The 21,879-nt window shown below is 71.6% G+C and carries 23 protein-coding genes and 1 tRNA gene; 14 read left to right on the forward strand and 10 right to left on the reverse strand.

What is annotated here, in order from left to right:
- Positions 1 to 176 precede the first annotated feature (176 nt).
- The 11 genes from AC4D2F_RS04635 to hrpA all read left to right on the forward strand — a co-directional run bounded on the left by AC4D2F_RS04635 (position 177) and on the right by hrpA (position 11,459).
- Positions 177 to 611 (forward strand): hypothetical protein, encoded by a 435-nt coding sequence (locus tag AC4D2F_RS04635; RefSeq protein ID WP_104165745.1) that lies wholly within the window; start codon positions 177 to 179, stop codon positions 609 to 611.
- The gene (locus AC4D2F_RS04640; RefSeq protein WP_104165747.1) at positions 605 to 841 is read left to right on the forward strand and encodes a helix-turn-helix transcriptional regulator; all 237 of its coding nucleotides are present in this window, start codon (positions 605 to 607) and stop codon (positions 839 to 841) included. Before AC4D2F_RS04635 ends, AC4D2F_RS04640 begins: the two co-directional genes overlap by 7 nt.
- Positions 838 to 1,809 (forward strand): NAD(P)-dependent alcohol dehydrogenase, encoded by a 972-nt coding sequence (locus tag AC4D2F_RS04645; protein WP_490909668.1) that lies wholly within the window; start codon positions 838 to 840, stop codon positions 1,807 to 1,809. The genes AC4D2F_RS04640 and AC4D2F_RS04645 overlap by 4 nt, the downstream gene beginning before the upstream one ends.
- Positions 1,810 to 1,967: 158 nt before the next feature.
- Positions 1,968 to 2,040, forward strand: a tRNA-Arg gene (locus AC4D2F_RS04650).
- Between the two features lie 103 nt (positions 2,041 to 2,143).
- On the forward strand, positions 2,144 to 2,875 hold the full coding sequence (locus AC4D2F_RS04655) for a DUF4129 domain-containing protein (protein ID WP_490909669.1): 732 nt from the start codon (positions 2,144 to 2,146) through the stop codon (positions 2,873 to 2,875).
- Positions 2,872 to 3,336, forward strand: a complete 465-nt coding sequence (locus AC4D2F_RS04660) for a hypothetical protein (protein WP_490909670.1) — start codon at positions 2,872 to 2,874, stop codon at positions 3,334 to 3,336. The genes AC4D2F_RS04655 and AC4D2F_RS04660 overlap by 4 nt, the downstream gene beginning before the upstream one ends.
- Positions 3,333 to 4,373 carry an AAA family ATPase gene (locus tag AC4D2F_RS04665; protein WP_490909671.1) on the forward strand — a complete coding sequence of 347 codons (1,041 nt, stop codon included), beginning with the start codon at positions 3,333 to 3,335 and terminating at the stop codon, positions 4,371 to 4,373. The genes AC4D2F_RS04660 and AC4D2F_RS04665 overlap by 4 nt, the downstream gene beginning before the upstream one ends.
- Positions 4,366 to 5,751, forward strand: a complete 1,386-nt coding sequence (locus tag AC4D2F_RS04670; RefSeq protein WP_490909672.1) for a DUF58 domain-containing protein — start codon at positions 4,366 to 4,368, stop codon at positions 5,749 to 5,751. The genes AC4D2F_RS04665 and AC4D2F_RS04670 overlap by 8 nt, the downstream gene beginning before the upstream one ends.
- Positions 5,748 to 6,275, forward strand: a complete 528-nt coding sequence (locus AC4D2F_RS04675; RefSeq protein ID WP_490909673.1) for a hypothetical protein — start codon at positions 5,748 to 5,750, stop codon at positions 6,273 to 6,275. The genes AC4D2F_RS04670 and AC4D2F_RS04675 overlap by 4 nt, the downstream gene beginning before the upstream one ends.
- A gap of 79 nt (positions 6,276 to 6,354) precedes the next feature.
- Positions 6,355 to 7,371 carry a helix-turn-helix transcriptional regulator gene (locus tag AC4D2F_RS04680; RefSeq protein ID WP_490909674.1) on the forward strand — a complete coding sequence of 339 codons (1,017 nt, stop codon included), beginning with the start codon at positions 6,355 to 6,357 and terminating at the stop codon, positions 7,369 to 7,371.
- A gap of 47 nt (positions 7,372 to 7,418) precedes the next feature.
- Positions 7,419 to 11,459: an ATP-dependent RNA helicase HrpA gene (hrpA, locus tag AC4D2F_RS04685; protein ID WP_490909675.1), complete on the forward strand. Its 4,041-nt coding sequence runs from the start codon at positions 7,419 to 7,421 to the stop codon at positions 11,457 to 11,459.
- On the opposite strand, the gene AC4D2F_RS04690 is transcribed toward hrpA, so the two are convergent.
- The 4 genes from AC4D2F_RS04690 to AC4D2F_RS04705 all read right to left on the reverse strand — a co-directional run bounded on the left by AC4D2F_RS04690 (position 11,431) and on the right by AC4D2F_RS04705 (position 14,316).
- Positions 11,431 to 12,033 carry a hypothetical protein gene (locus AC4D2F_RS04690; protein ID WP_146067388.1) on the reverse strand — a complete coding sequence of 201 codons (603 nt, stop codon included), beginning with the start codon at positions 12,031 to 12,033 and terminating at the stop codon, positions 11,431 to 11,433. The genes hrpA and AC4D2F_RS04690 overlap by 29 nt on opposite strands.
- A gap of 53 nt (positions 12,034 to 12,086) precedes the next feature.
- Entirely contained in the window at positions 12,087 to 12,512 is a 426-nt protein-coding gene (locus tag AC4D2F_RS04695) for an HIT family protein (RefSeq protein WP_490909676.1), read from the reverse strand.
- Positions 12,513 to 12,698: 186 nt separating this feature from the next.
- The gene (locus tag AC4D2F_RS04700; protein ID WP_490909677.1) at positions 12,699 to 13,526 is read right to left on the reverse strand and encodes a sulfurtransferase; all 828 of its coding nucleotides are present in this window, start codon (positions 13,524 to 13,526) and stop codon (positions 12,699 to 12,701) included.
- A gap of 130 nt (positions 13,527 to 13,656) precedes the next feature.
- The gene (locus AC4D2F_RS04705) at positions 13,657 to 14,316 is read right to left on the reverse strand and encodes an MBL fold metallo-hydrolase (RefSeq protein ID WP_490909678.1); all 660 of its coding nucleotides are present in this window, start codon (positions 14,314 to 14,316) and stop codon (positions 13,657 to 13,659) included.
- Positions 14,317 to 14,393: 77 nt separating this feature from the next.
- Here AC4D2F_RS04705 and AC4D2F_RS04710 point away from each other — a divergent pair, with 77 nt between their 5' ends.
- The 3 genes from AC4D2F_RS04710 (at position 14,394) to AC4D2F_RS04720 (ending at position 16,152) form a co-directional block, all read left to right on the forward strand.
- On the forward strand, positions 14,394 to 14,891 hold the full coding sequence (locus tag AC4D2F_RS04710) for a Fur family transcriptional regulator (protein WP_104165772.1): 498 nt from the start codon (positions 14,394 to 14,396) through the stop codon (positions 14,889 to 14,891).
- Between the two features lie 94 nt (positions 14,892 to 14,985).
- Entirely contained in the window at positions 14,986 to 15,537 is a 552-nt protein-coding gene (locus AC4D2F_RS04715) for a MarR family winged helix-turn-helix transcriptional regulator (RefSeq protein ID WP_104165774.1), read from the forward strand.
- A 75-nt stretch (positions 15,538 to 15,612) separates the two neighbouring features.
- Positions 15,613 to 16,152 carry a MarR family winged helix-turn-helix transcriptional regulator gene (locus AC4D2F_RS04720; RefSeq protein WP_490909680.1) on the forward strand — a complete coding sequence of 180 codons (540 nt, stop codon included), beginning with the start codon at positions 15,613 to 15,615 and terminating at the stop codon, positions 16,150 to 16,152.
- Positions 16,153 to 16,195: 43 nt separating this feature from the next.
- On the opposite strand, the gene AC4D2F_RS04725 is transcribed toward AC4D2F_RS04720, so the two are convergent.
- From AC4D2F_RS04725 to AC4D2F_RS04750, 6 genes are all read right to left on the reverse strand, one after another.
- Positions 16,196 to 17,101 (reverse strand): metal ABC transporter permease, encoded by a 906-nt coding sequence (locus AC4D2F_RS04725; RefSeq protein ID WP_490909681.1) that lies wholly within the window; start codon positions 17,099 to 17,101, stop codon positions 16,196 to 16,198.
- A gap of 3 nt (positions 17,102 to 17,104) precedes the next feature.
- Positions 17,105 to 17,884 (reverse strand): metal ABC transporter ATP-binding protein, encoded by a 780-nt coding sequence (locus AC4D2F_RS04730; protein ID WP_490910521.1) that lies wholly within the window; start codon positions 17,882 to 17,884, stop codon positions 17,105 to 17,107.
- 133 nt (positions 17,885 to 18,017) lie between these two features.
- A complete protein-coding gene (locus AC4D2F_RS04735; protein WP_490909682.1) occupies positions 18,018 to 19,043 on the reverse strand; it encodes a metal ABC transporter solute-binding protein, Zn/Mn family in 1,026 nt (341 codons plus the stop codon).
- A 90-nt stretch (positions 19,044 to 19,133) separates the two neighbouring features.
- The gene (locus AC4D2F_RS04740) at positions 19,134 to 20,225 is read right to left on the reverse strand and encodes a hemolysin family protein (protein WP_104165782.1); all 1,092 of its coding nucleotides are present in this window, start codon (positions 20,223 to 20,225) and stop codon (positions 19,134 to 19,136) included.
- On the reverse strand, positions 20,222 to 21,646 hold the full coding sequence (locus AC4D2F_RS04745; RefSeq protein WP_104165784.1) for a hemolysin family protein: 1,425 nt from the start codon (positions 21,644 to 21,646) through the stop codon (positions 20,222 to 20,224). Before AC4D2F_RS04745 ends, AC4D2F_RS04740 begins: the two co-directional genes overlap by 4 nt.
- 2 nt (positions 21,647 to 21,648) lie before the next feature.
- Positions 21,649 to 21,843, reverse strand: a complete 195-nt coding sequence (locus AC4D2F_RS04750) for a hypothetical protein (RefSeq protein WP_490909683.1) — start codon at positions 21,841 to 21,843, stop codon at positions 21,649 to 21,651.
- Positions 21,844 to 21,879 lie beyond the last annotated feature (36 nt).

Genomic DNA, 21,879 nt, shown 5'->3' on the forward strand with positions numbered 1-21,879 from the left:
ATCGGTGCAGCACCACTCCGCGTTCGACGTCGCCGCCCTCCTGGCGAGTGGCTTCGTCCTGACGGCCGGCGTCGTGTCACAGGGGCCCGACCACCCGATCATGTAAAAGATCCTTGACACATCCCCGAGGCAGGCATAGCTTGTGCGTGTCAATAATGTTTTACAAGGGAGTGGCCGTGTCAGCGCAGGAGAAGAACGCGTGGATTCTCGGAATGGTCGCGGTGCTCGGGTACGCGGTCTACCTCCGCCTGCTGCTCGGCAGCGGCTTCGGCGCACTGACGGAGCGCCCTTACGCGCCGATCATGCTCTGGACCATCGTGGGCGGGATCGTCGCCGGCATCGTGATCAACATCCTTGTCGGCATCGTCTCCGGTATGTTCCGACGGGATGCCGGGCGCGTCGACCAGCGGGACCGGCAGATCGCGCGATTCGGTGACCAGGTCGGCCAGTCGTTCGTCATCCTCGGCGCTGTCTCGGCGCTGTTGCTCGCGATGCTCGAGGCGGACTCCTTTTGGATCGCGAACGTCATCTACCTGGGGTTCGTGCTGTCCGCGGTCCTCGGATCGATCACCAAGGTCGTCGGCTACCGGCGGGGGCTGCCGGAATGGTGAAGCCCACCCGCGTCCGCAACAGGATCCGCGCCCTGCGCGCCACGCACGGCGAGATGACCCAGGCCGAGCTCGCAGACCGGATCGGCGTCACCCGCCAGACCGTGATCGCCATCGAGCAGGGCCGCTACTCCCCCACACTCGAGCTCGCGTTCCAGATCGCGCGAGTCTTCGGCGTCGGACTCGACGCCGTCTTCCAGTACCCGGACACCGACGAAGGAGCATCCACATGAGGGCGATCGTGCAGGACGAATACGGAGACGCGGACGTGCTGCGCCTCGAGGAGGTCGAGCGGCCGGAGCCCGGGCGCCACCAGGTCCTCATCCGCGTCCGCGCGGCAGGCGTCGATCCCAGTGTGTGGCACATCATGGCGGGCCGGCCCATCGGCGTGCGACCTGCCTTCGGCGTCCGCAGGCCGCGGCAGCGCACCCGCGGGGCGGATGTCGCGGGCATCGTCGAAGCGGTGGGCCCCGAGGTCACTCGGTTCGCCCCGGGCGACGAGGTCTTCGGCGTCGCATCCGGCAGCTTCGCCGACTTCGCGCTCGCCTCGTCGGAGAAAGGGCTGGCGCCCAAGCCTGCAGGGTTGAGCTTCGCCGAGGCGGCGGTCCTCCCGATCTCCGGCTGCACCGCGCTCCAGGGTCTCCGCAGGGGTGGCGTGGCAGCGGGCACGCGCGTGCTCGTGCTCGGCGCTTCGGGCGGCGTCGGATCATTCGCGGCACAGTTGGCGAAGGCGTCCGGCGCCCACGTCACGGGAGTAGCGAGCACAGGCAAGCTCGACTTCGTCCGCGGCCTCGGCGCTGACGAGGTGCTGGACTACACCCGGCAGGACCCGGTGGACGGCACACGCCGCTTCGACCTCATCCTCGACACCGGCGGCAACCGCCCGCTGCGGAAGCTGCGGCGGGCCCTCGCCCCCGATGGAACGCTCGTCCTCGTCGGCGGGGAGGGCGGCCGTGGACTGCTGGGCGGCTTCGAGCGGGCCATGGTCGGCGCACCGGCCCTGTCGCTCGTCACCCGTCAGAAACTCCGGGGTCTCATGGCCGTCACAAGCCGCGACGATCTCGCTGCCCTCACGGGGTTCGTCGAGGCGGGCCTGCTGCGCGCGCCGCTCGAGCGTACCTTTCCCCTGGAAGAGGCTCCGGACGCCATCCGCTACCTGCACGCCGGGAAGGTCCGCGGCAAGGTCGCCATCACACTCTGACCGCTGGCGCGGATCACCGTGGGGCGCCCCGGTCGCGGGCGGACACTTCCGCGGACCCGAGTGCCCGGCGCTCCGCTCCCCGCGCCGGCGTTTTCCCCACACAAGCGCCACCTGCTAAGCTCGATGAGTCCCTAACGGGTACGGGAGTTCCCGTATCTGCCTTCGTAGCTCAGGGGATAGAGCGTCTGCCTCCGGAGCAGAAGGTCGTAGGTTCGAATCCTATCGAGGGCACATCCACCGCCGTCGGCCATCAGGCCGGCGGCGGTTCTGTTTTGGTAGGCTCCACAGGATGCGGGCCTCGGGGTGCGCACGGGCACCGACCGGCGGGGGGATCGTGGGGACAGCAGCCGGACCGCCGCGCGCCTCCGCCGCCCTGACCCTGGTCGTCCTGGTCCTCGTCGTCCTCGCCGCAGCCTTCGTCGGCGACTTCTCCGCCGATCCCGTGATGGACCCGGCGGTCAGCTCCCCCCGACAGCCGGAGTCCCCCGCCCCGACCGTGACGGTCACGGCCTCCTCCCTGCCCGACGGCGAGCGCATCGTCGTCGACGGAGGCACCCTGGCGGCGGTCACGCTTGTCCTCCTCATGCTCGCGCTGGCCCTCCTGACGCGGTTCCTGCTGCGCTTCCGCGGCCGGCACGGACCCGGCGGGGCTCCCCTGGAGCAGGCCGATCTCGACCACGCCGGCACCGTCGCCCCCGCATCGGTGACGCTGCCGGCGTGGGCGGCGACGTCGCATGCCGCGCTGGTGAGCGGCGGCGCCACCTCGGACACGATCATCCGGTGCTGGCTCGACCTCGAGCGCGTGTGCGCGGAGGCGGGCGCCGGCCGCACGCCCTCGCAGACGACGTCGGACTTCGCCTCCGCCCTGGCTGCCACCCTCGATGTCCCTCCCCTGCCGCTGACCACCCTCAACCACCTGTACCAGCGCGCCCGCTTCGGGCAGGAAGGCCGGAGTCGTTCCATCGATCCCCTGGGTCCCGCCGATCGGGACACGGCGGTGGCGAGCGTGGACGAGCTGACGCGGTCCCTGGCCGCACGCGCCCGGCACCCGGGGGTCCGGCCGTGAAGCGGTCCGCATGGGCCGTCACGGTCGTGCTCGTCGGCCTCGCGCTCGTCGCCGTCTGGTTCTTCGGGCTCGACGCCCGCCACGGCGTCGTCCTCGTCGGCGCAGCAGGCGCTGCGGGCATCGCGAACGGTGTCCTCGAGGCCGTCGATGTCCCGCGGATCGTCCTGGCGCGTCCGCCCGAGCCGGAGCGCGGCCTCGCGGACGTCCAGTCGCTCGAGTTCTCCCTCGCGTCGACGGACCCCGGGATGCGCGCGGTCCTCGAGGTGCACGGCCTTGCCCGCTCCGTGGCGGCGGCGCGGCCCGGCACGCCCCGCAGTGAAGGGCTCGATGCCTTCCTCGATGAGGTCCGGCCCCCCGCGCTGACCCACCGCGAGCTCCGGGAGCTCGGCGCGGAACTGGAGCGCATCGTCCTCGCCCCGCAGACCGACCCGACGCCGATCCATCGCCAGGAGGCCCCATGACCGAGCCGAGCTCCTCCCCGTCGAGCGCCGCCGCGGACCCCGGCGCGGTCCTGAGCGGCCCTGCCGACACACCGGGCGCGGATCGGCTCGATGCCGCTCGCGTTGGCCGCGAGGTCCTCGCCCGCGCGGGGACGGTCGTCGTCGGCGCCGAGGGCGCCCTGCGCCTGGCCCTCGCGGCCGTGCTCGCGGGTGGCCATGTCCTGTTCGAGGACCTGCCCGGCCTCGGGAAGACCCTTGCGGCCAAGACCCTCGCCCAGGCGTTGGGGCTCGACTTCCGGCGCCTGCAGTTCACGCCGGACCTCCTGCCCTCGGACGTGACCGGCTCGTCCATCTTCAACCCGGCCACCCGGGAGTTCGAGTTCAAGCCCGGCCCCATCTTCGCGGGCCTCTTCCTCGCCGACGAGATCAACAGGACGTCCCCGAAGACCCAGTCCGCGCTCCTCGAAGCCATGGCGGAGGCGCAGGTGTCCGCCGAAGGCACCACCCTGCCGCTCCGGCGCCCCTTCCACGTGTTCGCCACCTCCAACCCCATCGAGTTCGAGGGCACCTACCCGCTGCCCGAGGCACAGCTGGACCGCTTCCTGGTCCGCCTGCGCTTCGGCTACCCCGGCCCCGGCGGCGAGCAGGACATCATCACGCGACGCATCGCGCGGCGGCAGGACGAGACGCGGGTGGCGAGCGTGACCACGGCCGAGGGACTGTTGCGCCTGCAGGCCGCCGTCGAATCCGTGGGCGTGGACGACGACGTCATCGACTACGCGGTCCGGCTCACCGCCGCGACGCGGAACCATCCGGCGGTCGAGGTGGGCGCATCCCCCCGCGGGTCGCAGGGACTGGTCCTGCTCGGCCGCGCGCTCGCGGTCCTCGACGGCCGCACCTTCGTGCTGCCGGAGGACGTGAAGGAGGGCGCAGCGGCCGTCCTCGCGCACCGGCTGACGCTGACGCCGTCGGCCTGGGCGCAGGGCGTGGCGACGGAGAAGGTGGTGCGGGAGGTGCTGGCCGAGGTGCCCACCCCGCCGACCGTGCCCCGTGGCTAGGGCCGCCGCCGTCCGGTCCCCCGTCTGGGCTCTCGCCGTCATCATCACGCTCGTCTGCGTGGTGGCGGGCCTGGTCTCCGGCCGCCCGGACACCGTGGCACTCGCGGCACCGCTCGCCTTCCTCGCGCTCGCCGGGCGCGCGGGGCCGCAACCCGGGAGCGCGTGCGAGGTGCGCATCACCGCGGACCGGCGGACCGAGACCCGGGGCCCGCGCCTGCGCCTGCTGCTGGCCCCGAGGGACGACGGCGGCACCCCGGACCCGGGACGCCTGGTCGTCACCACCCTGGCTGCCCCGGGGTACCCTCCGGACGCCGTCGTCCTGCTGGCCGGAGAGGAGTGCCCCCTGCTGGTGGACGCGCCGCCCTCCGGGGAGCGGGACGTCCTCGCCTACGGCGCCGCGAGTTTCGGTGCCGACCTCGCCCGGCCGTCCGCGTTCGTGGCCGCGCCACCGGTGCGCGTGGGCATCCTGCCGCCGATCGGCGCGACCCTCGCGCGCCCTGTCTCCCGACGGCTGGTGGGCCTCGCCGGCACGCATCGCTCGGGACGCCCGGGCGACGGCGGCGAGCTGCGGTCCGTCGCTCCCCTGCAACCCGGAGACCAGCTGCGGAGGATCGACTGGCGTGCCACGGCCCGCCGGTCGGCCGACCAGGACCGGCTCATGGTGCGGCGCACCTTCGCGGACGCGGAGGCCTCGGTCCTCCTCGTCGTCGACCAGGCGCACGATCTGCCGTCCTCGACCGCCGACTGGTTCGCTGCGGCTCCTCCACGCCTGGCGGCCGGATCGCTGCACGTGGCACGGACGGCCGCCACGACGGTCGCGGCCTCCTACCTCTCCGTCGGTGACCGCGTGGGCGTCGACGACCTGTCCGGCACGCGGCGCGCCCTGCGCTCGGCAGCCGGAGCACGGCATCTCGAACAGATCCGGGTCCGGCTCGCCGGCACGGCGGTGGTGCCGCGGCGGCGGCGCCGGAGGGATCCCGTGCCGCCGCAGGGCGCCGTCGTCGTCGTGTTCTCCGCCTTCCTGGACGGCGAGCCGGCACGCCTGCTGCGGCTCTGGCACGCGCAGGGGCATGTGGTGGCGGGGGTCGACTGCATGCTGCCGCTCGACCGGACGGAGACGACGGCGGCGCAGGCCGAGGCGGTGCGGCTCACGCTCCTGCGGCGTCGCCTCCTGCTCGAGGACCTGCAGGGCGACGGCATCCCGGTGATCGCCGGGGCGACCGCCGACGCGCAGCCGGCCGCACGGCTCGCTCCGCAGCCCGGCCGGGCGGGCGGCCTCGGTGCGCCTTTCGGGCCGGACCTCGAGACCGGATTCCGGCTGCTGGCGCGCCGGGCCGGGCGGCGTACGGGCCAGGGGTCCGCCCGGAGGACGCCATGACCCTGCAGCGGGGTGCCCGGACTCCGGGTTCGCCGGCCGTGCCCGACCGGCGGGGCCTCGTACCCCTGTGGGTGGTGCGCAGCGCGACCGCCCTCCTTGCCGTTCTCCTCGGCAGCATCGCCTGGAGCGGCTCCCTGTGGATCGTCCTGCCCGTCGTGGTGGCCGTGGGCGCGGCGGTGCTCCCGTCGGTCGGCGTGGTGGCCCTGTCCCTGCTGCTGCTCGTCGTCGCCTACGCGGTGAACGTGCCCGCCGGGTCCCCGTGGCTCCTCGTGGTCGTCGCCGGGCTGCACACCGTCTTCATCCTCTACCTCCTGCTCCTGCACCTGCCCCTGCGGGGATGGGTCAGCGTCGCGGCGCTCCGTCGGCTCGCCGTGTCCTTCCTCCGGATCCAGGCCGTGGCGCAGCCGGTGGCCGTCCTCGCCCTCCTGCTGGGCGATGCCGGATCCAGCCTGCCCGCGGTGCTGGCCGGTGTGGCGGCCCTGATCGCGTGGGCGGAATGGCTCATCCGGCGCCCGGGCCCCTGACACGCACCACGGCGGACCATCCGGGGAAGAGACCTGGATCAGGACAGCTCCCGTCCGCTTTCCGCCGTACCGTTGACCCATGATCGAGACCTCGGCGCGCCTGCTGCAGCTCCTCTCGCTCCTCCAGCTCCGGCGCGAGTGGACCGGACCCGCCCTCGCGCAGCGCATGGCGGTCACGGAGCGGACGGTCCGGCGGGACATCGGGAAGCTCCGCACGCTCGGCTACCCGATCAACGCCTCCCCCGGGGTAGCCGGCGGATACCAGCTCGGCGCCGGGGCCCAGCTGCCGCCCCTCCTGCTCGACGACGACGAGGCGCTCGCCGTCGCGATCGGCCTGACCGCGGTGACGGCCAGCCCGGTCTCCGGCGTGGGGGAAGCCTCGGTGCGCGCGCTCACCAAACTCGAACAGGTCCTGCCGCCCCGGCTGAGGCCCCGCTTCGCGGGACTGCGCTCGGCGGTGACGCGCATGGCCGCGGTGAGCACCCCGGTGGACCCGGAGATCCTGACCGCCCTCTCCGCGGCGATCACCGAGCGTCGCAGCGTCGCGTTCCGCTACGACCGGCACGACGGCGAGTCCTCCCGGCGCGTCGTCGAACCGTACCGGCTCGTGGACACCGGCCGGCGGTGGTACCTGGTGGCCTTCGACCGCACGCGGGAGGACTGGCGGACGTTCCGCGTGGACCGGTGCCGGAGCGTGCCGGTGGCACGGGACCGCTTCGTGCCGCGCCCGCTGCCCGCGCCCGACCTCGCGGTCTACGTGCAGGAGTCCATCACGCGCTCGCCCTTCTCCTACGATGCCGTCATCCGGTTCCACGCGCCGCTCGAGGAGCTGGCAGCGCACGTCCCGCCCAGCACGGGCACCCTCGAGGCCGACGGCGACCACCACACGCTCCTGAGGGCGGGCTTCGACTCCCTCGACTTCCCGCTGGCCTATCTGGCGAGCTGGGACATCGACTTCGAGGTCCTCGAACCGGCCGCGATGCGTGACCGCGCCGCCGTCGTCGCCGACCGGCTCCGCCGCGCAGGCGAGCCCACAGGGACGGCGGCGCCGGGCCTGCTGCACGACGGCGGAGGGCCGGAGCCCGGCCCTCGGTGAACATCCCGCCTGCGGCCCGGTGCGAGGAACTAGACTGGCAGGCAACTATGCCACTGACTATTTCCTACCCCGCGGATCTTCCCGTCTCGGAACGCCGGGCCGACATCATGGCCGCCATCGCGGCCAACCAGGTCACCATCATCGCCGGCGAGACCGGGTCCGGGAAGACGACGCAGATCCCCAAGATGTGCCTCGAGCTCGGCCTGGCGGAGCACGGGCTGATCGGTCATACCCAGCCCCGGCGCCTCGCGGCCCGCACCGTCGCCGAGCGCATCGCCGAGGAGCTGCAGGTGCCGCTCGGCGAGGAGGTGGGCTACCAGGTCCGTTTCACCGGGTCGGTGGGCCGCCGGACGAAGATCAAGCTGATGACGGACGGCATCCTCCTCGCCGAGATCCAGCACGACAGGATGCTGCGCAAGTACAGCACGATCATCATCGACGAGGCCCACGAGCGCAGCCTCAACATCGACTTCATCCTCGGCTACCTCAAGCGGATCCTGCCCGAGCGCCCGGACCTGAAGGTCATCATCACCTCGGCGACCATCGACCCCGAGCGCTTCGCCGCACACTTCGCCGCCGATGCCGCCGTCGCGGACACCTCCCCCGCACCCATCATCGAGGTCTCGGGCCGCACGTACCCGGTCGAGATCCGCTACCGGCCCCTGGACCAGCCGCCGGGCGGGCTCGACGACGGCGAGGGCGGCGCGGACAGCGAGCTCGAGGAGGAACGCGATCCGCTCGACGCCGTCTGCGACGCGGTGGACGAGCTGTCCCTCGAAGCCCCCGGCGACGTCCTCGTGTTCTTCTCCGGCGAGCGCGAGATCCGCGACGCCGCCGACGCCCTCCGCGCACGCATCCAGTCCACCACCCGCCTGCGCGGCACGGAGGTCCTCCCCCTCTTCGCGAGGCTCTCCCTCGAGGAGCAGCACCGCGTCTTCCGCCCCACCGGCAGCCACCGCCGCATCATCCTCGCGACGAACGTCGCGGAGACCTCCCTCACCGTGCCCGGCATCAAGTACGTCGTCGACACCGGCACCGCACGCATCTCGCGCTACTCGCACCGCACCAAGGTGCAGCGACTGCCGATCGAGCGTGTCTCCCAGGCCTCCGCGAACCAGCGGTCGGGCCGCAGCGGCCGGGTGTCCGACGGCATCGCCATCCGCCTCTACTCGGAGGAGGACTACGCGTCGCGGCGGCCGTTCACCGAGCCGGAGATCCTGCGGACCAGCCTCGCCGCGGTCATCCTGCAGATGGCGGCCATGGGCGTGACCCGCAGCCCCAAGGACATCGCGGAATTCCCGTTCGTCGAGCCCCCCGAGACCAAGGCGATCAACGACGGCGTCGCCCTGCTCCGTGAGCTCGGTGCGCTGAAGGACGACGGCGGCCTGTCCCCGGTGGGCCGCAAGCTCTCCCAGCTCCCCGTGGATCCCCGCCTCGGGCGCATGATCGTCGAGGCCGGGACGCGTGGCTCCGTCAAGGAGGTCATGGTGCTCGCCGCGGCGCTGACCATCCAGGACCCGCGGGAGCGGCCGTCGGCGGACCAGCCCGCCAGGCAGCAGCAGGCCGCGGAGAAGCACAAGCGTTTCGTGGACGAGAACTCGGACTTCACCGCCTACCTCAACCTGTGGCGGTACCTGCAGGAGAAGCAGGACGAACTCTCGTCCACGCAGTTCCGCAAACTGTGCCGCACCGAATTCATCAACTACCTGCGCGTGCGCGAGTGGCAGGACCTGTTCCAGCAGCTGCGCCAGCTCGCGAAGCCGCTCGGCATCACCCTGCCCGCGGGCCCCGTGGACCCCGTGGGACTCCATGAGCAGATCCACATCAGCCTGCTCGCGGGCCTGCTCGGCAACATCGGCCTCTACGACCAGCGCAAGCGCGAGTACTCCGGCGCACGCGGGACCCGCTTCGCCGTGTTCCCCGGGTCCGCGCTGTTCAAGAAGTCACCGGACTGGGTCATGGCCGCCGAACTCGTAGAGACCTCCCGGCTCTGGGCACGCGTCGTGGCGCGCATCGACCCCCTGTGGGCCGAGCAGGTGGCGCCGCACCTGGTGAAGCGCACGTACAGCGAACCGCACTGGTCCCGGAAGATGGGCTCGGTCATGGCGTACGAGAAGGTGACGCTCTACGGCGTGCCGATCGTGCCCCAACGCCGCATCAACTACGGGCGGATCGATCGGGAGGTGGCCCGCGAGCTGTTCATCCGGCACGCCCTCGTCGAAGGCGACTGGAAGACCCACCACACGTTCTTCAGTCGCAACCAGGCCCGCCTCGCCGAGGTGGAGGAACTCGAGAACCGGCTCCGACGGCGGGACCTGCGGGTCGACGACGAGACCCTGTTCGAGTTCTACGACCAGCGGATCGGCCCGGACGTCGTCTCCGAGCGGCACTTCGACTCCTGGTGGAAGCAGGCACGCCACGAGCAGCCCGACCTGCTCGACTTCGACCCGGAGCAGCTCCTCAGCGAGGACGCGGCGGAGCTCGACGAGACGGCCTTCCCCAGTACCTGGCACCAGGCGGGCTTCGAGCTGCCCCTGGCCTACGAGTTCTCACCCCTCACCCCCGGCGCGCACGACGGCGTGACCGTGACCATCCCCGTCCTGTTCCTGAACCAGCTGGACCCGAAGCCGTTCCGCTGGCAGATCCCCGGCCAGCGCGTGGAACTCGTCACCTCACTCATCAAGTCGCTGCCGAAGCAGGTGCGGAAGAACTTCGTGCCCGCCCCGGACGTCGCCCGGGGCGCCGTCGCCGCCCTCGCGGCCGACTTCGATCCCGCGCAGGACGACCTCGAGGCGTCCCTCGAGCTCGCCCTGCGCCGCCTGCGGGGCCATGTCATCCCGCCCGGGTCGTGGACCTGGTCCGCTGTGCCGCCGCACCTGCTCATGATGTTCCGCATCGTCGACGCCGGCGGTCGCGTGCTCGACGAATCCCGCGACCTGGAGGCGCTCAAGGAGGCCCTGGCACCGGCGGTCAGCCGCGCGATCGCGGAATCCCTCGGAGCGACGCCCGGGAGCACCCGCCCGGCGGGCGGTCCGGGCCGCGGGGGCCGCGGGAAGGCGTCCGCCGGTCCCGCCGGCCGGAACGGCACGCGGACCGAGCCGGCAGGCCGCGGCTCCGGGCGGACGCACGCAGCGGACACCGCGGCGGGCGGGCAGGCCGAGCAGGGCGCCGCCCTGCCCCACGGAGCGGTGGCCGTGGCGGAGGCGCCCGCGGTCGCCGAGCGGACGGGCGAGAGCACCTGGGTCTTCGGGGACATCGAGCGCGAGGTGTCCCGCACGGTCGCCGGGCACCGTGTCACGGGGTTCCCCGCCGTCGTCGACGAGGGAACCTCGGTGGGCCTGCGGGTGTTCCCGACCGCCGGCGAGCAGTCGACGGCGATGCGGGCCGGGATCATCCGGCTCCTGTCACTGCGCATCCCGAGCCCGGCGAAGTACGTCCTGGAGCACCTCAGCAACACCGAGAAGCTCACCTTCAGCCAGAACCCGCACGGCAGTGTCGCCGAGCTCATCCGGGACTGCTCGCTCGCGGCGATCGACAAGCTCGTCCCGGAGCAGCTGCCCTGGACCGAGGAGGCGTTCAACCGGCTGTACGAGGAGGTCCGAGCGGAGCTCATCGACACGGTCTTCATCGTGACCGCGACGGTGGAGAAGGTGCTCGCCAGCAACCGGCGCATCCAGAAGCAGCTCAAGGGGACCACGAGCCTGGCACTGATCACGGCCCTGAACGACGTCCGGAGCCAGCTCGAGCACCTCGTGCGACCCGGCTTCGTCGCGGCCACGGGCTACGCCCAGCTGGCGCACCTCCCGCGCTATCTACGGGCCGTCGAGGTGCGGCTCGAGAAGCTGCCGACCAGTGTGCAGCGCGACGGCCTCGCAACGGCGGTCGTCCAGCGGCTCGAGGACGAGTACGACGACGCCGTCGCGTCCCTCGCTGCAGGTCGGCACCGGCCGGCGTCCCTGGCCCGCGTCCGCTGGATGATCGAGGAACTGCGGGTGAGCCTGTTCGCGCAGGACCTCGGCACCGCCTACTCGGTTTCCGAGAAGCGTGTCAGGACGGCCCTCAACGAGGCCCTCGCCGAGACGCGCTGACCGCGACCCGCAGGGCGCCGTCCGGTGACGGAGCACCGGACGGCATCCGGTCGCCCCTGGCCCGGGCGGTGAGGTTCCGTGCCCTCTCGGCGACCGACGTCCGCGGATCGCCGGCCAGGCGCTCGAGCTGGGGGTCCAGCCACGCACGCAGGGCGGGATCGCCGGCGGACCAGGCGGACAGCGTCTCCATGGTGTTGATCAGCACGATCCAGTCGTGCTGCTGCTCCAGGTTGCGCTGGAGGATCACCGTGGCGCGGCGGCGCTGGTCCGGCGTCAGGTCCGGGGTGAGCCGCAGGAGCAGCTTCGCGAGCGTCCACTGTGCGGAGGGCTGGTCCAGCATGCCGACGTCGTCGATGAGCCGGTCCGCGAACGGGACCAGCCACTCGTGCCGCGCGGCCTCGAGGCGTTTGAGGGCGCTCGAGGTGCGCAGCCGCACCACCGGGTCGGTGCTGCCGTAGCACCCGAACAACTCCTCCAGCCGCGACCGGTCCGCCACCACGAGTTCCACGACCTCGACCGTGCGCCCCATCGAGTTGGGATGCCCGCCGGTCAACATGCTCTCGATAGCTTCCATGCACCGGCAACCTACCAGCGGGGAGCGGTTCGCGGTAGCGGCCGGCGGCCCGTTCAGGCGGGGACGGAGGCGGAGTGTCCGGCGTCGCGCAGCGCGCTCCGCAATGCCTCGGCACTGCGGTCCATCGCGGCGGGGTCCGGCGCGTGGTCCACGCGTCGGATGTCGAAATCCTCCGGTGACTGCGTCGGCCAGACATGCACGTGCAGGTGGGGCACCTCGTAGCCTTCGAGCAGGACCCCCACGCGCTTCGCGCCGAAGGCCGTCTCCTGCGCCCTGCCGATGGTCTGGGCGACGGCCATCACCCGGGTCAGGGTCTCCGGATCGGCCTCGAGCCAGTGCGGGATCTCCCGCCGCGGGACCACGAGTGTGTGCCCGGGGGTGATCGGGGCGATGGTGAGGAACGCGACGACGTCGTCGTCCTGCCACACGAAGCGTCCGGGGATCTCGCCGTCGATGATTCTGGTGAAGAGCGTGGCCATCGGTGGTCCTCCTGGGATTGCTGCCGGCGGGACACCGCGGCGCCCCCGGCCTGCGGGCAGCGGGATGCCGCCACGCAGGGGCGGCGGCGCGGGTCGTCCTGGGGTCATGCCCCGACGCTACCGCGCCACCGTGCGGCGGGGCCACCACGGGCCCCGCCGCACGGTTCGTCCCGCACCCGGGTGGCGTCAGGCACCCGTCGCGACGGGCAGTCCCTCGGTCGTCGACCACTGGGACCACGAGCCCGGGAACAGCGCCGCGTCGAAGCCGGCGATGTCCAGCGCGGCGATGGCATGCGCCGCGGTGATGCCCGACCCGCAGTAGACGGCGGTGCGCCCGCGGCCGGCACCCAGGGCGCCGAAGCGGCGGCGGAGCTCCTCCGCGGACCGGAAGCGGCCGTCGTCGCCGAGGTTGTCGGCCGTCGGGGCGCTGACGGCTCCGGGGATGTGCCCGGCCTGCGGATCGATCGGCTCGTGCTCCCCGCGGAAGCGTTCACCGGCGCGGGCGTCGAGGATCACGTCGCGGTGCGCGGGGTGGAGCAGGTCGGGGATGGAGACGACCGGCATGTGGCCCGAGGTGAGGTGGACGCTCCCGATGCAGTGCCGCTCCTCCCCGCCCTCGACGTCGCACCCTGCCGCGCGCCAGGCCCCCAGGCCGCCGTCGAGGAGGCTGACCGACGCGAAGCCGGCGTCGCGCAGGAGCCACCAGAGGCGGGCCGCCGCAAGGTTCCCGGAGTCGTCGTAGACCACCACGGTGTCGCCGTCGTTGAGTCCCCATCGGCGGGCCGCCTCCTGGAGGGCCGCCGCGTCGGGAAGGGGGTGGCGCCCGAGCCCGGGACCGCCCGGGGCACACAGCTCCGTCTCCATGTCCACGTACACGGCGCCGGGTATGTGGGCTTCGCGGTAGTGTCCGTGGCCGTGGGGGTCGCCTAGGGCCCAGCGCACATCCAGCAGGATGGTCTGCGCACCGGAGGTCATCCGGTCCCGCAGCTCCTGCACATCCATCAGAGTCTTCATCGAGATCTCCTGTCGGAACGTGTGACCGGACCGCGGGCTCACCGCGGCCGGTCCTGATGCAGGCCAGTCCACCACACCGGCATGCGCCCACCAAGGAACCCGCCCGGCGACCGGGGAGGGCAGGCCCGGGTCAGACGTCCGCGCCCTCGCGGACCGCGAGGTGCCGGAAGGACGTGCCGTACCGGGCTCCCAGGCGCGTGAGGTGGCCTTCGACGATGCCGAGCCCGGCCTCGTTGAGGAGGGCGTCGTGGATCTGGAACGCGCGGGGCGCCCGGACCGACGCCACGAAGTCCACGACCTCGGCGAGCTTCGACCACGGCGCGTGCACCGGGACCAGCAGGGTCCCGACGGCGATCCCGTGCGGCACGATCAGCGAGTCGCCCGGATGGTAGACGGATTCCTCGACGAGGAAGCCCACGTTGGCGATCACGGGGATCAGGGGGTGGATCAGGGCGTGCTGTCCGCCGAAGGTCCTGACCCGGAACCCGCCGGCCGTGAACTCCTCGCCGCCGGCCACGGGATGCACGCGCTCCTCCGCCGCAGCACCCAGACCCTCGACGACGGCGTCGACCACGGCCGGCGGCGCCCACAGTCCCATCGAGGGGTCAGCCGCGAGCACGGCGACCACGCGGTCGACGGCGACGTGGTCGGGGTGCTCATGTGTGATGAGGACGGCGGCGGCACCCTCGAGCGCCTCCTCGACCTCGGAGAAGGACCCTGGATCGACCACGAGCACGGAGCCGTCCTGCTCGAGCCTCACGCACGAATGGGTGTACTTGGTCAGCCGCATCGCCTCAGACTACCGCCGCCCGCGCTGATAATCTTGACTCTGATCCCGGGCACCCGAGCCCGCAGGAAGGGTAGGACATGACGCCTGAGGCGACCTCCGAGGCAGGACCGCGGACGGGGACGGCCGCGCCGTCAGCGCGACCCACACCGCCCGCACCGCCCACCCGCAGGGGATCCGAGCAGCGCGTCACGCGGCAGCGGCGTGCGGTGAGCGCCGCCCTCGACGCCCTCGACGACTTCGTGAGCACGCAGGAGCTCCACCGCGTGCTCCACGAGCGCGGCGAATCGGTCTCGCTCGCCACCGCCTACCGCATCCTCCAGTCCATGGCCGACGACGGCCTCGTGGACGTGCTGAGGAACGGCGACAACGAGGCGGTCTACCGGCGTTGCGCCGTGGAGCACCACCACCACCACCTCCTCTGCCGGAACTGCGGACGCGCCGTGGAGATCGAGGCGCCCGCCGTCGAGCAGTGGGCCGCCCGGATCGCGGCGGAGCACGGCTTCTCGGACGCCGCCCACACCGTCGAGATCCAGGGCCTGTGCCCGGAATGCACAGCGGCGAGGGACCGGCCCTGAGCCGTCCTCCCACGGTGCACAGCATCTCCCCTGCCCGCGCCACCGCAGTCCTGGCGCTGATCATGTCGGTGCGGGCGACTAGGCTGGTCCCGTGATGTCTCCCGACAGTTCCGTCCCCGCCGGGCCGGCCCCGGCCGGTGCCGGACGCGGTCGTGCCGCCTCGGCCGGCGACGCGGATCCCGTCCTCGATCTCGTGGACGCCGTGCGCCGCTACCGGGATGCCGAGAGTTCCATGCGGGGCCAGAGCAGGGAATCCATGCACCTCGGCAGGACCGACATGACAGCGCTGCGCTTGATGCTGCGTGCGCGCCAGGCGGGGCACCCGCTCAGTGCCGCTGCCCTCTCCCGTGAGCTCGGGATCTCCTCGGCCGCCACCACGGTGCTGGTCGACCGCCTCGAGCAGAGCGGCCACGCCGAACGGCGTCGGAGCAGCACGGACGGGCGTGCGATCGAGGTGTGGCCGACGGCGACGACCGAGCACGAGGTGCGGTCGACCATGGGCACCATGCACGAGCGGATGATGCAGATCGCCTCCGCACTCCCGCCCGAAGACTGCAGCACCATTCACCGCTTCCTCGACGCTTTGGGGCAGGCGATGACGGAGCTGGACTTCCCCGCGACCGGGACCGCCGGCCCGCCTGCCTGATCCGGGATCCCGCGAGGATCCGCAACCGACCATGTATCTAGGGAGACTGACTACTAGATGATCTAGGATAAGGCCATGGATCCTTCGGACGAGCGGCAGGGAGCGGGCTACTGGTACCCCCCGTCCGGCGGGGGTGCCACCCACCAGCCGGCGACCGGCGTCGACGTCCTCAACGCCCTTCGCGCCTACCGGACCGTGGAGAGCGGCCTTCGCCGGGAGCTCAGCCAGCGACTCGGCATCAACGAGACCGATCTCGGAGCGTTGCGCTACCTCCTCGGCGTCTGGCAGGAGGACGAGGGGGCCAGCCCCAAGGAGCTCGCGCTGGCCCTCGGGATCTCGAGTGCATCGACCACCCTCGTCATCGACCGGCTCGAGAAGGCCGGCTTCATCCGGCGTCGCCGCCACCCGGTCGACCGCCGCGCGGTGATCCTGGAACCCGGCGACAGGGCCACCGAGGAGTTCCGGTCCGCCTTCGACATCGAGAAGCGTGGTGTCCTCGCCGCCGCGAACGGCCTCACGGGCGAGGAGACCGAGACGGTCACCCGCTTCCTGCGGAGCATGGAACGAGCGATCGCGGACGCCGTCCAGCAGCCGGGTCACACCTCCGGCTCCTAGGCCTTCCCGCTTCCCGGGATCGTCCGTGCCGGGGCGTCCGCGCTCAGGCCGGGACGCCGGCGGCCATCCGCCGCGATCCGGCCGCGTCCCCGGGCAGGCGCGATCTCCGCACCGAGCGGCGGGACCCGATCAGGCGGCACAGGAGGTAGATGGCGAACGAGATCGTCGTGACGTACGGGCTGATCGGGATGCGGCCGCCCAGCGCGAGCAGGATCCCTCCCACCACGGAGGTGCACGCGAACACCACGCTCAGCAGGACCACGACGCCGGGCGCGGACGAGACCTTCAGGGCAGCGGCGGCCGGCGTGATCAGCAGCGCGAGGACCAGCAGGGCACCGACCACCTGGATGGACAGGGCCACGGAGATGCCCAGCAGGACCATGAACAGGATCGAGAGACCCCGGACCGGCACGCCGCGGGCCTCCGCGAGATCGGGATCCGCGCTCGCGAACGTGAGCGGGCGCCAGATCGCGGCCAGGGCGAGCATGACGACGACAGCGCACCCCACGAGCAGGTTCAGCTGCACGTCGTCGACCGAGACGATCTGCCCGGTCAGGAGGCCGAACTTGTTGGCGGCACGCCCCTCGTAGAGGGCGAGGAACAGGATGCCCAGGCCGAGGCCGAAGGGCATCACGACGCCGATGATCGAGTTCCGGTCACGGGCGCGGATTCCCATGAGTCCGAGGACGAGCGCGGCGAGGACGGAGCCGACGAGGGAACCGGCCACCACATTGGCCCCGACGAGCAGCGCGAACGCGGCCCCGGCGAAGGACAGTTCGGCGATGCCGTGCACCGCGAAGGCGAGGTCCCGCATCATGACGAAGATGCCGATCAGCCCGCCGAGGAGTCCGAGCACCGCCCCGGCGATGAGCGAGTTCCGGACCAGCGGCAGCAACTGGGCGTAGTTGTCGAACGTGAAGATGGCGTCGAAGACGTCCTGGAAGTCCATGGCCTAGGCGCTCTCGTGATGGTGGGTCGTGGCGTCCGGCAGACCGACGACGACGATCCTCCCGTTGCTGTGGAGTACCTCGACAGGGCTGTCGTAGAGGTCGGAGAGCACGTCGCTCGTCATGACCTCGGCGGGGCTGCCCACACGGAACTTCCCGTCCGCGAGGTACAGCACGCGGTCCACGTAGTCGATCACGGGGTTGATCTCGTGGGTCACGAACACCACGGCGCTGTTCTTCTCATGGCACTGCCTGTTGATGAGCGAGCTCACCGCCTGCTGATGGTGCAGGTCCAGCGACAGCAGGGGCTCGTCGCACAGGAGGACGGCCGGGTCCGTGGCGAGGGCCTGCGCGGCCCGCAGGCGCTGCTGCTCGCCTCCCGAGAGGAGGCCGACGGGCGCATCCGCATAGGAGTCGGCGCCGACGTCGTGCAGGAGCCGGTCCACCTGCTCGCGGTACCCGCGGCCCCTCAGGCGCAGTCCCCAGCGGTGGCCGTCCACTCCGAGGCCCACGAGGTCGCGGGCCCTCAGCGGCGTCTCGGCGGGAAAGGATTTCTGCTGCGGGATGTATCCGAGCGCCCGGCTGCCACGCGTGATCGGGCCGCCGTGGACGGTCGCCGTGCCGGAGTCGAGCGGCTGCAGACCCAGCAGGACCTTCAGGAAGCTCGTCTTGCCCGAGCCGTTGGGGCCCAGGACCGCGAAGAACTCGCCGGGCATGATGTCGAGGTCCAGCCCCTCCCACAGGGCGCGGTCACCGAAGGACAGCGCCGCGTCCCGCAGGCTGATCGCCGGCCGGGCGTCCGTCCCCTCGGAGGAGGAGGACGCCGACCGGGGCACTGTCGAGGTCATGCGGAGCGGCTTCCAGTCTGTCGTGGTTCAGGAGTGGTTCCGGGTGGTGCAGGAGCGTGGTGCGGGTTCTTCAGGAGCCGAGGGCGGCTTCGATGCTGTCGGTGTTGCCCGCCATCCAGGACACGTAGTCCTCGCCGTCGGGCAGGGTCTCGGTGAACTCGACGACGGGCAGGCCCGCCTGGTCGGCGACGGAACGGACGGCTTCCGTCTGTGCTCCCTCGGTCTGGCCATTGTAGGCAAGGAAGGCGAGGCTGCCACCCGAGACGAGGGCCTTCATCTCCTCGAGCGCCGCCACGGGGACGTCGGACTCCTCCTCGATCGCCTCGATGAAGTCCTCCGGTGTGACGTCCTCGAGCCCGGCCGCCTCCAGAAGGTACGCGGGGACGGGCTCCGTCACCGCGACCTGCGCGCGGTCGCCCCCGCGTGCCGACGCCAGTGCGGCCAGCCGGTCCTGGAGGGGCTGCAGATCCTCGATGAAGGCGTCGGCACGCTCGCGGTAGGCATCGGCGTTCGGCTCGTCGAGTCGGGCCAGCTCGTCCGCGATGGCGTCGGCGAGCGTCGCCATGGCGGGCAGGTCGTACCAGAGGTGCTCGTTGAAGGATCCGTGGCCGTGCTCCTCCTCGCCTGCGTGCTCCCCGTCCGCGTGCTCCCCGCCTGCGTCTTCCTCGCCGGCATGCTCCTCGCCTGCATGCTCCCCTGCGCTGCCGGGCTCCTGGAGGCCGGACAGCTCGACGGCGTTGAGCACCGTCTCGACGCCGGTCTCGTCCGCGAGGCGCCCGAGGAAGGTGTCATACCCTCCGCCGTTCTCGATGACGAGGTCCGCCTCCGAGACGGACAGCTTGTCCTGCACGGTCGGCTCGTACGAATGCGGGTCCTGGCTCAGGCTGTTCACCACCGAGGTGACCTCGACGTCGTCGCCGCCGATGGCCGCGGCGATACCGCCGTACACGTTGGTGGCGGTGACGACCGTGATCGCCCCCCCGCCGGCGTCCGCCTGCCCGTTCGCAGCATCGGACCCGCCGTCTCCGCAGGCGGCAAGACCGAGGGCCGAGACTGCCACCAGGGCAGGAAGAGCGAGACGGCGGGGAACTGGCATCGTGGAACCTCGATCAGACTAATGAGAATTGTTCAGGTTAGTGCTTCGAGCATAACCCAGACGCGAACCATTCGCATTTCACCGGACCGGTCAGGAGGTGACCGGCGCGTCGGGACCGCCGATGCCCTCCCCCGACCTCCGCGCGCCCTGGTTCTGCGTGGCGTCGCGGATCTCGCCGATGAGCTGTTCGATCACGTCCTCGAGGAAGAGCACGCCGCGCGTCGAGCCATCGGGCCCGAGGACGCGCGCCAGGTGCGACCCTGTCCGCTGCATCACGGTCAGGGCGTCCTCGATCTCGTCGTGCAGCGACAGGTTGGCCAGCGTGCGGACCTTGTTCTCCGTGATGGGCCTGCGGTACATGGCCTGCGGCATCGACATGATGTCCTTGAGGTGCATGTAGCCGGTGAGGTTGCCGTGTTCGTCCACCATGACGAACCGGGAGAACCCGGTCCGTCCGACCGCGCGCTCGAAGTCCTCCGGCGTCGCATCGGTGCGGACGGTGACGAGCCCACTGAGCGGCACCATCGTCGTCTCGGCCGTCTGCCCGGAGAACTCCAGCGCACCGGTGATGAGACCCGACTCGTCGTCCACGAGTCCACTCTTCGTGGACTCCTCGACGATCGACTGCACCTCCTCCAGCGTGTAGGTCGAGGACACCTCGTCCTTCGGCTCCACCCTGAGGGCGCGGAGGATATGGTTCGCGGCCCAGTTCAGCGAGGAGATCACCGGGTTGACCACCCGCGCGATCATCACGAGCGGCGGGGCCAGGAGGAGGGCAGCCTTGTCCGCGACCGAGACCGAGATGTTCTTCGGCACCATCTCGCCGAAGGTCACGTGCAGGAAGGTCACCAGGACCAGGGCGATCCCGAAGGCCAGCCCTCCGGCGAGGCCCTCGGGGATGCCGACGGCTTCCAGCGGCACCACGAGCAAATGGTGGATCGCGGGCTCCGCGACCTGCAGGATCAGGAGCGAGCAGACCGTGATGCCCAGCTGCGCGCAGGCGAGCATGAGGGAGACGTGCTCCATGGCCCAGATCGTGGTCTTCGCCCGCTTCGACCCCGTGTCCGCCAGGGGCTCGATCTGGCTGCGGCGCGCCGACATGATGGCGAATTCGGCGCCGACGAAGAACGCGTTGCCGGCCAGGAGGACGACGAGCCAGACGATTCCCGCCCAGTCGCTCATCGGTGGTCCTTCCGGTAGGCCGTGCTGCCGGCGAAGACGGGCCCGGTGGTCGATTCGGCACCCGAGGACCCCTGGGGCACGGGCTGGTGCTCGGGCACGACGGCGCTCTCGTCGTCGTGCTCAGGGGTGGGCGCGGGACGGAACTGGACGCGGTCGATGCGCCGTCCGTCCATGCGTTCCACGGTCAGCGTGCCCGCGGGGACCTCGACCGCGTCCCCGGGCGCTGCGACCCGGCCGAGCTCGGCCATGATGAACCCGGCCACGGTCTCGTAGCCTGCCTCGTCCGGCACCACGAGCCCGGGGATCTGCAGGGTGACCTCGTCGGGACGCATGAGACCGGGGAAGAACCAGTCCCCTGCAGCGCTCTGCAGGACGCCCAGTTTCAGTTTGTCGTGCTCGTCCGCGACCTCGCCCACGATCTCCTCGACCAGGTCCTCGAGCGTGGCGACACCGGCGGTGCCGCCGTACTCGTCGAGCACCACGGCCAGCTGGAGGTTCGCTTCGCGCAGTTCACTGAGGAGCGAATCGAGGTGCACCGTCTCGGGGACACGCAGGACGTCGGTCATGATGGTGCCGGCGGGCAGGTCCGCGCGCTTGTGGCGCGGTACCGCGACGGCCTTCTTGACGTGGACCACGCCGCGGATGTCGTCCGCGGAGTCGCCGATCAGCGGGAAGCGCGAGTAGCCGGTGCGGCGCGCGGCCTCGACGACGTCGGCCACGGACTGGTCCGAGTCGATCACCTCCATGCGGATGCGCGGGGTCATGACGTCGGCCGCCGTCCGCTCGGAGAAGCTGAAGGTGCGCGCCAGGAAGTTCGCGGTGCCCTGGTCCAGCGTGCCCATCTCGGCGGATCGACGCACGAGCGAGGAGAGCTCCGACGGCGTCCGCGCGCCGGAGATCTCCTCCTTCGCCTCGAGTCCGAAGATGTTGAGGATGCGGTTGGAGAACCCGTTCAGCACGAGGATGGCGGGCTTGAAGACGGCGGTGAACATCAGTTGCGGGCGGGCCAGGGCACGGCCCACCCGGAAGGGCAGCGCGATGGAGAGGTTCTTGGGGACCAGCTCGCCGATGAGCATCGACAGCAGGGTCGCCAGGACCATCGCGATGATGAGCGAGGCGGACCCGACGACGGCCTCCGAGAGGCCGAGCGCGGAGAGCGGCGTCTCGAGGAGCTTGCCGACGGAGGGTTCCATGACGTAGCCGGTCAGCAGCGTGGTCAGCGTGATGCCCAGCTGGCAGCTGGAGAGCTGGGTCGAGAGCGACTTGAGGCAGCGCAGCAGGGGTGCGGCCTTCGTGTCCCCCTCGTCCACGGCGCGCTGGACGTACGTCTGGTCGAGGGCCACGAGGGCGAACTCGACGGCCACGAAGAAACCCGTACCCAGCACGAGCAGGAGGCCGGCAGCCAGGTAGATCCACTCCACCGCTACTTCCCCTCCCCGATCAGGTCCGGGCGGGAGAGCAGCGGTCCGCGTTTAAGGGGGTCCGCGGTGTCCGACGGGGCAGGCAGCGCACCCTGGTCGGAATCGGCGTCCACGGCTCGTCCGGGGTCCCCGGGCAGCGGGTGGGCAAGGGAGGAGGGTGCGCCGGCGTCGAGCCGGCCCCTGGGAGGACTGTCCATAAGACTCCCAGTTTACGTGCCGGGCCCCCGTCCGGC

This window comes from Arthrobacter sp. TJ-263, from assembly GCF_058269155.1.